Below are 16119 nucleotides of genomic sequence, written 5' to 3'. Positions count from 1 at the left end.
GGCAGCTGGTGGGCGATGCGGCGCGGTCACCTCTCGTCGTGGTCGCAGACCACCAGGAAGCTGCCCACGACACCATCGTCACCGAATACGCCCGGTTGGCCGGTACGGGTCACCACGCCGAAGGTGTCGCCGTGCGGCCCCACGGTGGCGACCGGAGCACCGTTGTCACAGCTGAAGCCCCGGAAGACCTCAACGGTCTTCCGGCTGTCGTTGAACACACTGAAGCTGCTGGAGCCGGTCGCGGTGATGCAGCCTTCGGCGGAGGCGGAGTACGAACGTTCGTTGAAGTAGATCCTTCCGCCTTCCCCATGGCCTTCATGGCCGTCCCCGTGTCCCTCACCGCCGCGGCCTTCGTTCCTCTCCCCGCTTGCGCCCCTGCCACCGGTGGGGGCCGTGGCAGGAGCGGGACGTTGCACAGGCCGGGCCGCCCGGTGCACAGGCCGGGCCTCCCGGTGGACGGACGGGGACGCCGGGGCGGATCCGTCGGTCGAGGCGTAGGTGATGCCGCTGACTGCGAGGACGGTCGCGGCTATTCCGGCGCCGAGCACAGCAAATGTACGCGGGGGCATGTCACATCCCTCTGTCTCACGGACGTCGGCCGGGCGACCGACCTGCGATGAACGTACCGACAGCCCTCATAGTCGGCATTCCGGATATGTCAAGGGTGTGATGCCGTGAGCCCGATCAGGTGTCACGCCGGCCCGGCACTCTCCCGTCTCGGATGTCCCGGAAGAGACCAGCTGGCATCGTGACCCGCTGCGCTCTGCTGGCCTGAGTTCCTGACCTGCACAAACGGCCTTTCGATTGTTTCGCGGTCATGCCCGTTGATGCGGCCGGAAGTCCCAGAGAAGTCCCAGAGGACTCCACGCCGCGCGGCCGCCCGCGTCCGACGAGGAACAGGACGAGCCCGAGCGGGACGGGCTGGGGGTGGGTGACGGGGAGGGCGCCGACGGTGTGCGCGACGGCCCGGGACCCGGCGCACGGCCGTGCGCCGACTCGGACGATGCGGGCTCCGGGGGCTTCGGGGTCTTCGCGCGGGACGGCTTCCGGCGGTCCGCGGGGTACCCCGCGGCGGCGTCCGGCACCACGCGGTGTCCGGTCAGGTAGTACGCGTACCAGGCCTTCACCGTGCGCAGATAGGCGTCCGAGTGGTTGTAGCCGAGGATCGCCCGGTCCAGGTCGGCGGGGTCCGACAGGTCCCGGCCGCCGGCGCACAGATACCGGCCGGCGGCGAGCGCGGCGTCGTAGACGTTGTCCGGGTCCGCGCGTCCGTCGCCGTTGCCGTCCGCGCCCCAGCGGGCCCAGGTCGACGGGGTGAACTGCATCGGGCCCACCGCGCGGTCGTACTCCGCGTCCCCGTCGTAGGCGCCGCCGTCGGTGTCCGGTACGACGGCGAAGGCGCCGCCGGTCAGTCGGGGGCCGAGCACGGGCGTCACGGTCGTACCGTCCGGGGTCACCCGGCCGACCCGCGCCTGCCCGGACTCCACCTGGCCGATCGCGGCCAGCAGCTGCCAGCGCAGCCGGCATCCGGGCGCGGTGCGGGCGAGCTCCTCCTCGGCACGCCGGTACGCGGCGAACACGGTCGCGGGCAGGGCACCGCCGCCCGTCACTCCTGCTGCCGAGCCCTTCTTCCGCGTCCGCAGCGGCGGCAGCTCGGTGCGGTACGGAGTGTCTCCGGACACGCTCGGGGCGTGCCCGGCGGTGCCGCCTGCCGGGCGGGCTCCGCGGCCCCGGCCGGGAGCGCCCCCGGCGCCTGCGACGCGGTCAGCGCGGCCATCGCCGCCGCCGCGACCGCCGTACCCCTGGCACCTCTCAGTGCCCCTTGAGCGCGTGCGCTGTCACTGTGCAGTCCTCTCCCTGAACGGATCCGTCGTCCGCTCTACGCGGCCGGACGGCCGGTCCGTCGCGCGGAGTGCGAGGATCCGGAGGGACCGCCGGAACTCCGCCGCCGGCCGGTGCGGCCGGGTTGTGCGTCGGTCGGGTGCGTCTCCGGCGCGCCGAAGTGGCTCTGCGGAGCCAACTGGCCTGTGGCGTGCGGTTGTTTGCAGTGACAGGGCCTCGGCATGATGGATGCACGTGCCGCACATCGACGCCGGCCATCGCCTCTCCGTGATGCGGCCCAGCAGGGATCGATATCGCGCATACCTTGGGTTCTCCAGTCGCGTCGCTGCCTGCGTCGCGCGGAGACGTTCGACAGGAGCAGGACGGAAGCATGTCGGGAGAGATGTCGCCCACCGGGAAGGGCTCCGGCCCCGGCCCGTCGCCCGAGCTGCGGGCCTCTCATGCGGACCGGGACCGGGTGGTGGATGTGCTGCGTATCGCGGCGGGGGACGGCCTGCTGACCGCGGACGAGTTGGACGAGCGGGTGGAGGCCGCCCTGTCGGCGCGGACCGTGCGTGAACTTGCCGCGCTCACCGCCGACCTGCCGCCCGTGTCGGCCGGCGCCGGCGTGACCGTCGCAGAGGTCAAGGACGTGGTCCGGATCGAACAGATCCACAGCGGCGCGGTCGAGCGCGTGGGGCGCTGGGTGGTGCCGCAGCGACTGGAGCTCGCGCTGACGTACTGCGAGATGACCCTCGACTTCACCGACGCGGTGATCACGCACGACACCTTGCGGATCGACGTGGTCATGACGGGGAAGACCCTGACGCTGATCACCAGGCCGGGCATCGTGATCGACACGGATGGTCTGCAGCTGGTGCACAGTAAGATCAAATACCGTCAGACCCCGACGAATCATGACACACCGGTCGCTCTGCGAGTGCAGTTGGTCGGTCAGAAGGCCCACGGCCGTGTGGTGGTGCGGCCCCCGCGTCGGACGTTCGGGCAGTGGCTGCTGCGCAGGCCCGCGTCCCCCCGGCGGGCCGGTCGCAGTCGCTGAGGCGGTCAGCTCACCTTGGGCGCGGAGTCCAGCCGTACCGCGACGGACAGATAGCTGGATGCGAAGGAGAAGTAGCGGAACTCGACGTCGAACGCCTCGACGAACTCCATGAAGGCGCGGTACTCGTGCCGGCGCCAGCCGGGGTAGTTGAGGAACTCGTCGAAAACGATCAACGACCCCGCCCGCAGCCGTGGGGCGAGTCCGAACAGTGCCGTGCGCGCACTGGAGTACAGGTCGGAATCGATGTGCAGGAGAGCGACGGGGGCGTCGCTGTCGGCCAGGTATGTCGGCAGCGTGTCCTCGAACAGACCGATGTGCAGCTTTGCGTTGGACGGAAGATCGGTCGGTACCTGGCCCCCGGTGCTGTACGTGCCGCTCGGACTGTCGTGGGTCCAGTCCTCGGGCAGCCCCCTGAACGAGTCGAACCCGTGCACGGGGCGGTCCTCGAACTCGTCACAGAGGATGGCCAGGGTCTGCCCGCCCATGACGCCGAACTCGAGGACGTCACCGTCCATCGCCACCGAGCAGCAGGCATGCCGAAGGAGGTTCTCCCGCCCTCCAAGGTTCTGCGCCGACGCGAAGTTCTCCTCCAGGAAGCGGGCGGCGTCCATTACGGAAAGGATCTTCGCCATTCGGGCGTAGTCGGTCAGCAGGCTTGCGATGTCCATGCCGCGAAGGTCCGGCAGCAGGCCACTGAGCTCCGGCAGCACCGGTGACAGACCGTCGGCAATGTTGTCGCCCATGTTCCTCCTCGACTCGATTCACTGAAAACGTGCCCGTCCCGCCGGCGGGACGGACCTGCGCGGTGGGAAGTACGAGAACCGACGGTCATATTCGCATCGGGTCGACTGTCCTGTCAGCAGGACAGGATTTACGGGAATTCTCCGGAAAGGCTGTGCCGCAATTCGCGACGGGGAGTTCAGCGATACTTCCGCCCTTGCGGAAGTGACGGCCGAGTCCTACGGTCCCCTACCGTGGCGTCAGCATTCCAGGGTGCCTGCGGACGCCGGGTGTCCCGTCGACAGGACGATGCCGATCGGTGACCCCGCCCGACCCTGCTGATTTTCCATCTCGAGTGACCCCGTGACGGTTAAGGACGGTGGCAATGAGCATGAACCCCTTCGATGACGAGAACGGCCGCTTCTACGTCGTGGTCAACGACGAGGACCAGCATTCGCTCTGGCCGGTATTCGCCGAGGTGCCGGAAGGCTGGCGAGTGGTCTTCGGGGAGGCGGCCAGGGCCGAGTGCCTGGAATACGTCGAGCAGAACTGGACCGACCTGCGCCCCAGGAGCCTGCGGGAGGCCATGGCGGCGGACTGAACGCTGTCCGTCGACAAGTGGGTGACCCAGGTACTGGACGCCGCCGATCGGCACACCGCCCGGAAGCCCACCGCCCGAGGTGCCGGACCGCCCCGTTCCCCGTGGTGCGCCGACGGCTCGCCCGGTCGGAACACCCGTCACATCGGAGCTGACTGATGATCCTCCAGGGAAAGCGGGTCGCCCTGCCCCCGACACCCGTCGTCCACAAGCAGTTCGAGGCGCACGCGAAAGCCACCCCCGATGCCGTTGCCGTCTTCTGTGCCGGACAGCAGGTGACCTACGCGGAACTGAATGCCAGGGCCAACCGGTTCGCGCACTTCCTCACCGTGCGCGGACACGGCCGCGGCGCGAAGGTCGGCATCTGCCTCGACTACTCGATCGGCATGGTCGTCGCCGTCATCGGCACACTGAAGGCGGGCGCGGCCTACGTACCGTTCGACCCGGCGTACCCGGCGTCCAGGCTTCGGCTGCTGCTGGAGCAGGTCCCCGACCTGGCCATGATCGTGGCCTCTTCGGTGACGGCCGGACTGGTCGAGTCGGCGGCCGTCGAGGTCGTCCTTTTCGAGCAGTTGTCCGATCACCTCGACGGTCTCCCGGTGACCGCTCCCGACGTCCCGGTCACCGGGGACGACGTGTGCTACGCGGTCTTCACGTCCGGGTCGACCGGCACGCCGAAGGTGACCGCGGTGCGGCACGAGGGATGGTTCAACCTGTTGAACTGGCTGATGCTCGAATACGGTCTGCATCCCGGGTCGAACAACCTGGTCGTCAGCGCGTTCGGGTTCGACCTCTCCCAGCGCAGCCTGATGATGCCGTTGTTCTGCGGCGCCACCCAGTACCTGATGGCGAGCCGGAACTTCGACGCCGCGATGGCCTACCGCATGCTGGCCCAGCACGAGATACGCGTGGTGCACTGCGCCTCCAGCACGTTGTACCTGCTGGTGGAGTGGGACACCACGCGTGGTGGCGAGGCGCTCACCCGGCTCGACTACCTGCTGTTCGGCGGGGAGCCGCTGCAGTTCGAGCGGATCGCGGACTGGGCCGGGCGGGAGGGAAACACCTGCAGGCTCCTGCACCAGTACGGCGTCGCCGAGTGCACGGACGTCGCGACCTCGTACGACCTGGCCGGCCACCGGCCCGGCGAACACGACATCGCACCGGTCGGCCGGCCGGCCCACAACACCGACATCCACATCCTCGACGAGCGGATGCGCGGTGTCGGGGCGGGAGGGTACGGCGAGATCTGCATCTCCGGAACCAGCGTCGGCGCCGGCTACCTGGGCGGCACAGGCCCCGAATCCGAGCGGTTCACGACGGTCGTGGTCGACGGCGTGGAGCGCCGGCTGTACCGCACGGGCGACCGCGGTCGCGTGAACGAGGCGGGGGACCTCGTCGTCGCCGGCCGGATGGACGCGCAGGTGAAGGTGCGGGGCATGCGCATCGACCCCGCCGACATCGAGCGCGCGCTCGGCAGGCTGACCGGTGTCCGGCAGGCGGCCGTCGTGGTCGACCACACCGACTCCGGCGAGCCCGAGCTGATCGCGTTCATCGTGCCGGCGGGCGGTGAACTCGCCGAGAACGACGTGCGCGCCCGCCTCCTCGAGACGCTGCCGAGGAACATGGTCCCCGCCAGATTCCTCACCATCCCGCAGATTCCGTTGAGCCCGCACGGGAAAGCGGATCGCGCGGCGCTGGCCGAAGAACTGCGAAAGCATTCCGTCGCCGGCAGGACCACGGCATAGTCGACCGGCCTTGATTACGAGCGAGAGGGCTGTTTTGATTATCGACACGGTATGTGCCATCTGGTGCCGGGAACTCCAGCGCGACGACGTATCGGTCGAGGCCGATTTCTTCACCCTCGGCGGCCAGTCCGTGATCATGGCCAGAATTCAGCGCGCTTTTATCGAGGAACTGGGTGTCGAAGTCCCGATGGATCAGCTGTTCCTCAACCCGACGGTGGCATCGATTTCTGCATACATCGAATCCCTGGGCACGGTCACCCAATAGTAAGAGAGGGCCATGTACGACGTAATTGTCATAGGTGCCCGTTGTGCGGGTTCGCCGGCGGCCATGCTGTTCGCTCGGCAGGGGTATCGCGTTCTGCTCCTGGAGAAGGCGCGGTTTCCGCAGGACACGCTGTCCTCGCACTACATCCACCAGCCGGGCGTGGCGCTGCTCGATCGCTGGGGCCTGCTCGACGAGCTCCGCGCCGCGGGGTGTCAGCCGATCGACCACCAGAGCTACGAGGCGCCCGGTGTCCGGCTGGACGGCTTCTCCCTGCCGGTCGACGGCCACCGGACCACGTACGCGCCGAGACGGTTCGTGCTCGACCCGATCCTCGTGGCCGGTGCCGTGGCGTCCGGCGTGGAGTTCCGGGAGGCCTGCACGGTCAACGACCTGCTGTTCGAGGACGACCGGGTCGTCGGGGTGCGCTGCACGACGCCCGGCGGCGCCGAGGCGACGGAACGGGCGCGGCTGGTCGTCGGCGCGGACGGCATGCGATCGCTGGTGGCCCGCAAGGCCGGTGCGCCGCACGTCATCGAGCACCCCCGGATGACCTGTACCTACTACAGCTACTGGGCCGGGGTTCCCTCGCACTTCGAGCTGTACGAGCGGCCGGGGCGCTGGATCGGTGTCATCCCCACCAACGACGACCTCAGACTGATCATGGCCTACTTCCCGCAGAGCGAGTTCGCCGAGGTGCGCACCGCGGTGGAACCCGCCTTCCTCGAAGCCGTCCGCACGACGACCCCCGAGTTGTACGAGCGGATGTCGGCCGGCCGGCGCGTGGAGCAGTTCTACGGCACGGGGCACCAGGAGAACTACTTCCGCAAGGCGCACGGGCCCGGATGGGTGCTGCTCGGTGACGCGGTGCATCACAAGGACTCCATCACCGCCCGCGGTATCACCGACGCCTTCATCCAGGCCCAGTCGCTCACCGAGCACATCGGGGACGGACTGCACGACGACGCCGCGCTCAAAGCGGCGCTGAAGCGCTACGAGAACGACCTGAGCGACACCTTCCTCGACTTCTACCAGGGCGCGCTCAACGTGGCCGAACTCAAACCCGGGGGACGGGCGGAGATGTTGCGGAGCCTGTCCGGTCACCAGGACTTGGTCGACCGGTATTTCTCGACGCTGTCGGGCGCGTGTTCCTTCGACGACTTCTACAACGACCAGCTCTTGGCGGTCCTCGATCAGAGCTGAGTGGCGGATGGCTCCCTGACAGTCCTGCCGATTTGGAGACAGAGAATGATCCCGTTGTCGTTCGCGCAGCGCCGGCTGTGGTTCGTGGACCGGTTCGACGGCCCGTCACCGACCTACAACGCCGCCTTCGCCCTGCGGATGACCGGCGAGCTGAACGTGGGTGCGCTGGAGTCGGCGCTTCGCGATGTCATCGACCGGCACGAGATCCTCCGAACGGTGATCGGCGAGGACGACGACGGCGTCCCGCACCAGCGGGTGCTGCCCTCGGGGGAGGTGTCCTGCGAACTCCCGCTCGTCGAGGCCGCGCAGGAACAGGAGCGGGCGGCGGCCCTGGAGGAGACGGCCACCGCCCCCTTCGACCTGGCCACCGATGTGCCGATCCGGGCCCGGTTGGTGCGATGCGCGCCGCGCGAGCACACCCTGGTGCTGGCGGTGCACCACATCGCCCTGGACGGCGAGTCCATGGGGCCGCTGCTGCGTGATCTGACCGTGGCGTACGCGGCCCGCAGCACGGGCCGGGCCCCGGCGTGGGAGTCGCTCCCGGTGCAGTACGCCGACTACACCCTGTGGCATCAGGACGTGCTCGGTGACGAGTCCGATCCGGACAGCCTCGCAGCCGGGCAGTTGGCGTACTGGCGACGGACCTTGGCCGATCTGGCGCAGCCGCTGAACCTGCCCACCGATCGGCCGCGCCCGAAGTCGATGAGCCGTCGCGGCGACGCGGTCCGGTTCCCGATCGACCCTCCTCTGCTCCGGTCCGTGGAGAATCTGGCCGCCCAGGAGGACGCCACGGTCTCGATGGTCATGCACTCCGCGCTGGCGGTCCTGCTGTACCACCTCGGCTGCGGTGACGACGTGCCCATCGGCGCACCGATCGCGGGCCGTACCGATGAAGAGCTGCGGGACCTCGTCGGGTTCTTCGTCAACACCTGGGTGCTGCGCGTCGACCTGTCGGGGAATCCGACCTTCCGCCGGCTGCTCCAGCGGGTGCGGGAGCGGGCCCTCGCCGCGTACGACCACCAGGACATGCCGTTCGAGCGGCTGGTGGAGCTGCTCAACCCGGACCGGTCCACCGCCTATCACCCGTTCTTCCAGGTGATGCTCTCCTGGCAGCCGTCCGTGCCGGATCTGGACATCCGCGGCCTCACGGTCCGGGCCGAGAGGCTCGAGACCAAAACGGCCAAGTTCGACCTGTTCTTCGACATGGTCCCGGTCGGCTCGGGCGGGGCGGAATGCCGCCTGGAGTACGCGACCGACCTGTTCGACCGGGACACGGTCGAGGGCCTGGCACACCGGTTCGTCCGCATTCTGGGCCGGCTCGTGGCCGAAGCCGGACGCGGGATCGACGGCGTCGACGCGCTCGACCCGGCCGAGCGGGACCGGCTGCTCACCCAGTTCAACGACACCGCCACAGAGGTGTCCGAGCTGACGATCCCGGAGCTGTTCGACAGCGCGGTGGCCAGGACCCCGGACGCCCCGGCGATCGTGTGCGACGACCGCACGCTGACCTACCGTGAGCTCGACGACCGGGCGAACGGCGTCGCCTGGGAGCTGGTCCGGCGGGGCGCCGGGCCGGAGGATCTGGTGGTGCTGGCGTTGCCGCGCACGGAGGACCTGGTGGTCGGCCTGCTGGGGATCCTCAAGTCCGGTGCCGGGTACCTGCCGATGGACCCGCAGTACCTCGGCAGGCGAGCGGAGAGCGTGCTGTCCGAAGCGGCCCCGCGTTTCGCGGTCACCGACACCGAAACGTGGAAGCAGCTGCCGTGGCACGACATCTCGACCGTCGACCTCGACCACCGCGCGGAATGGGACTCGCCCCAGGGGGCGCCGGCCGACGCGGGCCGGACCTCGCCGCCCGGTCCGGACAACCTGGCCTACGTGATGTACACCTCCGGCTCCACGGGCAAGCCGAAGGGCGCGGCGATCACCCACCGCAACGTCGTCAACGGGGTGCGAGAGCTGGTGCGCGTGCTGGACGCGCCCCCCGGGTGGCGGATGCTGGCCGGCACCTCGGTCAACTTCGACGTCTCTGTTTTCGAGCTGCTGACCACCCTGTCCACCGGCGGCACGGTCGAGGTGGTGCCGAACGCGCTGGCACTCGGCGAGCGGGACACCTGGGACGGCCATGTGATCAGCGCGGTCCCCTCGGTGCTCGGGGAACTGGTCGGCCACCTGGAGAAGGCGCCCGGTGTGCGCACGGTCGTCCTCGCGGGCGAGGTGCTTCCGGCCCGACTGGTGCGGCAGGTGCGGGAGGCTCTGCCCGGCGTGCAGGTGGTGAACGGCTACGGGCAGAGCGAGAGCTTCTACGCCACCACGTTCTCCCTCGCGGCGTCCGAGGAGTGGGCGGAGGGCGAGCTCGCGCCGATCGGCACCCCGCTGGGGAACATGCGTGCCTATGTGCTGGGCCCGGGACTCGCCCCGGTGCCGCAGGGCGTGATCGGTGAGCTGTACGTGGCCGGGACCTGTCTGGGCCGTGGCTATCACGGCCGCCCGGGCATGACCGCCGAGCGCTACGTGGCCAATCCCTTCGGCCCGGCGGGTGACCGGATGTACCGCACGGGCGACCTGGCCCGCTGGAACGCGCGTGGCCGGCTGGAGTGCGTCGGCAGGAGCGACGGCCAGGTGAAGGTACGCGGCTTCCGCGTCGAAACCGCCGAGGTGGAAGCGGTATGCGCGCTGCACCCCGGGATCAGCGAGGCGGTGGTGGTCAGCCGGGAAGTGCCCGCGGGCGGGCGGCGGCTCGTCGCGTACGTCGTGCATACCGGCGACGGCGCCGCCGGCGACGACGGCGCCGGCGGTATCGGCGACGTCGATCTGCAGGCCGGTGCCTCGGCCGCCGAACTGCGTAAGTTCGTCGCGGCACGGCTGCCCGACTACATGGTGCCGTCGGCGTTCGTGACCCTCGGCCGGCTGCCGCTCGGGCCGACCGGCAAACTGGACCGCTCCGCGCTGCCCGAACCGGAGTTCCTGGGCGCGGCCTACCGGGAGCCGCGCACCGAGGCGGAGAAGACGATCACCGCCGCGTACGCGGACGTGCTCGGCGTGGACCAGGTCGGTGTCGATGACGACTTCTTCGCGGTGGGTGGAGACAGCCTGCGGTCGATCCAGGTGGTGGCGCGTGCCCGGGCGCGGGGACTGGACATCACCACTCGGGAGATCTTCGAATGTCGTACGGCGGCCCGGTTGGCCGAGGTGGCCTCCGCGCGCCGGGACCCGCTGCCCCCTCTCGCCGAGGGCGAGGGCGGTGGCGTCGGCCCGATGCCGTTGCCGCCGGTGGCGCGGCAGGTGTTCGAGCATGGCGGCGGCATGGACCGGTTCGCGATGGCGCTGACGCTGGAGCTGCCCGCGGGGATCGACGCGCGAGGACTCGCCGCGACGCTGGACGCCGTGCTCGACCGGCACGACCTCCTGCGCGCCCAACTGGTGCGCGGCGACGAACTCTCCCTCGTCGTGCGTCCGGCGGGCACCGTGCGGGCGGCGGACCTGATCCGCCGGGTTCCCTGTGACGGCCGGTGGGACGATCCGTCCTTGCTCCAGGCGGCGAAGGCGGAGCTGGCCGACGCGGTCGGGCGACTCGACCCGGAGGCCGGGACCATGGCGGACTTCGTCTGGTTCGCCGCCAAGTCCGGTGCGGGCCGCCTGCTCGTGGTGCTGCACCACCTAGTGGTGGACGGTGTCTCCTGGCGCATCCTCATGGCGGACCTCGCCCAGGCATGGCAGCAGATCCGGTCCGGTCGAGCGCCCGAACTGCCCCCGGTCGGCACGTCGGCCCGCCGCTGGGCATCGGCGCTGCTGACCGAGGCGCTCTCCCCGCGACGGGAGGCGCAACTGGCGTTCTGGCGGGAGATGCTCCAGGCACCGAACCCCCCCCTGGGCACCCGGGAACTCGACCCGGCGGTGGATGTGACGGCCACCGTCGACAGCGTGCGTGTGCAGCTGTCCGCCAAGGCCACCGAGGCGGTGCTGACCACGCTTCCCGCCGCGTTCAAGGGCACCGGGACCGACGTGCTGCTCGCCGCGCTCGCCCTGGCCGTGAACCGGTGGCGCGGTGCGGAGGGCTCGACCCTGCTCCGGCTGGAGGGGCACGGCCGCGAGGAGGACGTCGTACCCGGGGCCGACCTCTCCCGGACCGTCGGCTGGTTCACCAGCATGTACCCGGCCCGGGTCGACGTGCGCGGAGTGGACCTGGCCGACGTGCTGGCCGGCGGCCCCGCGGCCGGAAAGGCGATCAAGCTGGTCAAGGAGCAGCTGCGCGCGATCCCGGACAAGGGCGTGGGGTACGGACTGCTGCGCCACCTGAACCCCAAGACCGCGGCGCAGCTCGCCGGCCTGCCGGTGCCGCAGCTCGGGTTCAACTACATCGGCCGGATCTCCGGCGCCGACGTGCCCGAGCACCTGCGCACGGGCGGGTGGGGACCGGCGCCCTGGTCCGCCGAGCTGATCCCGGCTCCCGACCCGGACCTGCCCGCGCTGTCCGCGCTGGAGGTCAACGCGGTCGCGACGGACACCCCCGACGGCCACCGGCTGCAGGCGGCCTTCATGTTCCCCACCGGGGTGCTGTCCGGCGAGGAGGTCTCCGAACTGGCCGACCTCTGGGTCGAGGTGCTGCACGGCATGGCCGCGCATGCCGCGGACGAGGAGCCCGGCGGGCTCACCCCCTCGGACGCCCCGCTGGTCTCGGTGCGACAGGACGAGATCGAGGCCTGGGAGGCGCGCTACGGCCGGCTGGCCGAGGTGTGGCCGCAGACCCCTGGGCAGTCCGGTATCCAGTTCCAGGCCGCGTTCGCCGACGGCGCCTTCGACGTCTACCACATGCAGTTCGTGCTGCATCTGTCCGGGCACGTGGATCCCGCGCGCATGCGATCGGCCGGGCAGGCGCTCCTCGACCGGTTTCCGAACCTGCGCTGCGCGTTCCTGACCGGGGCCGGGGGCGATCCGGTGCAGGTCGTGCCCGAGCACGTCGCCCTGCCCTGGCGGCACATCGATCTGACCGGTCGCGGCGGAGCAGAGCAGGACGCGGCACTCGACAAGGCCCTCGCCGACGACCGGGCCGACCAACTCGATCCCACCCGGCCGCCACTGATCCGTCTGGCGCTGCTCACCTGCGGTCCGCGGCAGGCGAAACTCATCATCACGGCGCACCACACCCTGTTCGACGGCTGGTCGTCGACGTCGGTGATCAGGGACCTGATCCTGCTGTACGCCGGGACCCGCGAGCTTCAACCGGTCCGGAACTACGGTGACTATCTGGCCTGGCTGTCCAGGCAGGACCGGGAGGCATCGGCGGCCCGGTGGAAGGAGGAGCTCGCCGGACTCGACCAGCCGACCCTCGTGGCCGCGGGCATTCCCGCGAAGGGGGAGGCGTCCGCCCACGGACGGGTCGAAGTACCGCTGTCGATCGACAAGGGGAAGGAACTGGCCCGGCGTGCCGCGGAACTCGGCGTCACGCTGAACACGCTGCTGCAGTGTGCGTGGGCGATTCTGCTCTCGACGCTGACCGGGCAGCAGGACGTGGTGTTCGGGGCTGCCGTGAACGGCCGCCCGGTGGAGCTGCCCGGATCCGACGAGATGGTCGGCCTGTTCGTCAACACCCTGCCGATCAGGGTGTTCTGCCGACCGGACCAGAGCGTGGCCGACGTCGTCGCCGGGCTCCAGGAGCGGCAGACCGCGCTGCTCGACCACCACTACTACCCGCTGGCCGACATCCAGCGCGACGTCGGAATGTCCGCACTGTTCGACACGATCATCGCGTTCGAGAACTACCCGTACGACCGCGAGGGCATCGTCGACGCCAACACCTCGGCGGGCCTCACGATCGACGGCATCCGGCCGATCGCGGGCGCGCACTACCCGCTCAGCCTCAACTCCGCCGATCCCTACCTGCGGCTCTCCCTCGACTACCAGAACAACGTCTACGACCGCGCCGCGGCCGAGGTGATCGCCGCCCGGCTCGTCCGGGTGCTGGAGCAGGTGCTCGCCGACCCGACGGTTCCCGTCGCCGCCATCGAGGTGCTCAGCGAGCAGGAGCGGGAGCGGTGGGTGCGGGGGGTCAACGACACGGCGCACCCGGTGGCCGCGGACACCCTGCCGGGCGCGTTCGAGGCCCGGGTGGAGCGTGACCCCGATCGCGTCGCGGTGATCGGGCAGGGGGAGACGCTGACCTACCGGGAGTTCAACCGGCGTGCCAACCGGCTGGCGCACTGGCTGGTCGAGCGCGGGGCGGGACCCGAGCGGACGGTCGCGGTGCGCATCCCTCGTTCCGTGGATCTGCTCGTGGCGATCTACGCGGTGGTCAAGGCGGGCGCGGCGTATCTGCCGGTGGGCACCGACCTGCCGGAGGACCGGGTGCGCCACATGCTCGACAGCGCGGATCCGCTGCTGGTGCTCGACGAGAAGCTCCCGGACGTGTCCGGGTACCCGGCGGTCGACCCGGAACGCGCGCTCGCGCCGGACAACGCCGCCTACGTCATCTACACCTCCGGCTCCACCGGCGGCCCCAAGGGTGTGCAGGTGTCGCACCGGTCGATCACGAACCGACTGCGCTGGATGCAGCACGAGTACGGGCTGACCGCCGACGACGTGGTGCTGCAGAAGACGCCGTCGTCGTTCGACGTGTCGGTGTGGGAGTTCTTCTGGCCGTTGTGCGAGGGTGCGGCGCTGGTGGTCGCCGAGCCCGGCGGGCACAGGGATCCGGCCTATCTGGCCCAGCTGATACGCGAACGGTCCGTCACCACCTGTCACTTCGTGCCGTCGATGCTCCAGGCGTTCCTGGCCGAGCCGGCCGCCGCCGGGTGCGGCGGCGAGCTGCGCCGGGTGTTCTCCAGCGGTGAGGCCCTGTCCCGGGAGACCGCGGACGCTTTCGCCCGCACGCTGCCGGGCGTCGAACTGCACAATCTGTACGGGCCGACCGAGGCCTCCGTCGACGTGACGTACCACGCCCTGCTCCCGGAGGACTCCGGCACCGTGCCGATCGGTGTGCCGATCTGGAACACCCGGGTGTACGTGCTGGACACAGCGCTGCGACCGGTACCGCCCGGGGTCACCGGTGAGCTGTACCTGGCCGGTACCGGGCTCGCGAGGGGCTATGTCGGCCGGACCGCGCTGACCGCGAACCGGTTCGTGCCGTGCCCCTACGGTGAGCCCGGTTCCCGGATGTACCGCACCGGCGATGTCGTGCGGTGGAACCAGGACGGCCGGCTCGAGTACATCGGCCGGACCGACTTCCAGGTGAAGATCCGGGGCTTCCGTATCGAACTCGGTGAGATAGAGGTCGCGTTGACCCGCCATCCGGCCGTGGCGCAGGCCGCGGTGATCGCTCGCGAGGATGCCACCGGTGGCCGGCAGCTGGCCGGTTATGTGGTGGTGGATCCCGCGGTGGCGCCGGAGGTGGCGCGGTTCCGCGAGCTGGAGGGCACCGGGCGGCTGGCCGGAGTGGAACTGCACGAGCTGCCCGGCGGGATGGTGGTGGCGGCGCCCGACAAGCCGAGTGTCTCCTACGTGTACGGCGAGATCTTCCAGCGCGGCGCGTATGCGGGCGGTGGGGTGACCATCGACGAGGGCGCGTGTGTCGTCGATGTGGGCGGGCACGTCGGGATGTTCGGGCTGTGGGCCGGATCCGTGGCCCGCGATGTGCGGGTGTACGCGTGCGAGCCGATGGCCGAGTCGGCCGAGTGCTACCGGATCAACGCATACCTGCACGGCCTTGACGCGGTGGTGTCGAACTGCGGGATCTCGGATGCCGCGGGGCGCGCGGAGTTCACGTACTACCCGGAGATGTCGTTGATGTCGGGGCGTTTCGCGGACGAGGCGACCGAACGGGAAACGCTGCGCAGGGTGATCGCCAACGAGGGTGACGCAGATGTCGCCGAGGACGACCAACTGACCGAACTGCTGGCCCAGCGGCTGGCGAGCAGGCGGGTCGACGTGGAACTGCGCACCGTGTCGCAGGTGATCCGGGACCACGGGCTCACCGTTGTGGACCTGCTGAAGGTCGACGCGGAGAAGAGCGAGCTGGCCGTGTTGCAGGGGATCGAGCCGGAGCACTGGCCGATCATCCGCCAGGTCGTGGCAGAGGTGCACGACATCGACGACCGGGTCGCGGTCGTGACGAAGATGCTGACGGACAACGGCTTTCGGGTGGTCAGGGAAACCCCGCAGGGTCTCGAGGGCACCGGGATCGGCCAGCTGTACGCCACCCGCGCCGGCCACGTCGCTCCGGCCGCGGCCCCTGCCCCGGCCACTGCCGTGCACGCCGCGTGGCAGAGCCCGGACCAGGTCACCCGCGAGGTACGCGCGCACCTGGAGCGGCAGTTGCCCGACTACATGGTCCCCGCTCACCTGGTGATCCTCGACCGGCTTCCGCTGACGCCGAACGGCAAGGTCGACCGGGGCGCGCTCCCCGCACCCGGCCACGTCGAAGCCGCGATCGGACGAGGGCCGCGCAACGACAACGAGGAAGTCCTCTGCCGGCTCTTCGCCGAGTTGCTCGGCAGGGAGGAGATCGACATCGACACCGACTTCTTCGCCGTCGGCGGGCATTCGCTGCTGGCCACTCGGCTGACCGGCCGCATACGCAATGCGCTCAACGTCGACGTGAAGGTCACCACGGTGTTCCGCAACCCGACCGTCGCCCGGTTGGCGGGTCGGATCGAGAAGCTGGCCACGTCGAAGCGCCCCCAGTTGCGACAGATGAGCGTGGAGGACTAGCGCC

Annotated in this window: 9 protein-coding genes; 6 read left to right on the top strand and 3 right to left on the bottom strand. The window is 70.1% G+C overall.

Going from position 1 to position 16119, the window contains the following annotated elements; translation table 11 throughout:
* Positions 1-26: 26 nt before the first annotated feature.
* Positions 27-569 (bottom strand): hypothetical protein, encoded by a 543-nt coding sequence (locus tag BFF78_RS11355; protein WP_069778206.1) that lies wholly within the window; start codon positions 567-569, stop codon positions 27-29.
* A gap of 246 nt (positions 570-815) precedes the next feature.
* Positions 816-1682: a lytic transglycosylase domain-containing protein gene (locus BFF78_RS11350; protein ID WP_227025815.1), complete on the bottom strand. Its 867-nt coding sequence runs from the start codon at positions 1680-1682 to the stop codon at positions 816-818.
* Positions 1683-2212: 530 nt separating this feature from the next.
* On the opposite strand from BFF78_RS11350, the gene BFF78_RS11345 reads away from it, so the two are divergent.
* Positions 2213-2881 carry a DUF1707 SHOCT-like domain-containing protein gene (locus BFF78_RS11345; protein WP_069778205.1) on the top strand — a complete coding sequence of 223 codons (669 nt, stop codon included), beginning with the start codon at positions 2213-2215 and terminating at the stop codon, positions 2879-2881.
* A gap of 5 nt (positions 2882-2886) precedes the next feature.
* Here the strand turns inward: BFF78_RS11345 and BFF78_RS11340 are convergent, their stop codons facing one another.
* The gene (locus tag BFF78_RS11340) at positions 2887-3624 is read right to left on the bottom strand and encodes a TylF/MycF/NovP-related O-methyltransferase (protein ID WP_069778204.1); all 738 of its coding nucleotides are present in this window, start codon (positions 3622-3624) and stop codon (positions 2887-2889) included.
* Between the two features lie 362 nt (positions 3625-3986).
* Between BFF78_RS11340 and BFF78_RS11335 the strand changes: the two genes are divergently transcribed.
* From BFF78_RS11335 to BFF78_RS11315, 5 genes are all read left to right on the top strand, one after another.
* Entirely contained in the window at positions 3987-4202 is a 216-nt protein-coding gene (locus BFF78_RS11335; RefSeq protein WP_069778203.1) for an MbtH family protein, read from the top strand.
* A gap of 155 nt (positions 4203-4357) precedes the next feature.
* Positions 4358-5944 (top strand): amino acid adenylation domain-containing protein, encoded by a 1587-nt coding sequence (locus BFF78_RS11330; protein WP_069778202.1) that lies wholly within the window; start codon positions 4358-4360, stop codon positions 5942-5944.
* Positions 5945-5954: 10 nt separating this feature from the next.
* Positions 5955-6209 (top strand): phosphopantetheine-binding protein, encoded by a 255-nt coding sequence (locus tag BFF78_RS11325; RefSeq protein WP_227025814.1) that lies wholly within the window; start codon positions 5955-5957, stop codon positions 6207-6209.
* Between the two features lie 63 nt (positions 6210-6272).
* Complete coding sequence (locus tag BFF78_RS11320; RefSeq protein WP_237282549.1) at positions 6273-7409, top strand: NAD(P)/FAD-dependent oxidoreductase; 1137 nt, start codon at positions 6273-6275, stop codon at positions 7407-7409.
* A 45-nt stretch (positions 7410-7454) separates the two neighbouring features.
* Positions 7455-16115, top strand: a complete 8661-nt coding sequence (locus BFF78_RS11315; protein WP_069778199.1) for a non-ribosomal peptide synthetase — start codon at positions 7455-7457, stop codon at positions 16113-16115.
* The last annotated feature ends 4 nt before the right edge of the window (positions 16116-16119 follow it).

Origin of the sequence: Streptomyces fodineus, assembly GCF_001735805.1 — a bacterium.
Taxonomy (GTDB): domain Bacteria; phylum Actinomycetota; class Actinomycetes; order Streptomycetales; family Streptomycetaceae; genus Streptomyces; species Streptomyces fodineus.
The sequence above is the reverse complement of the archived record's forward strand: the minus strand, read 5'-3'. Positions and strand labels throughout refer to the sequence as shown.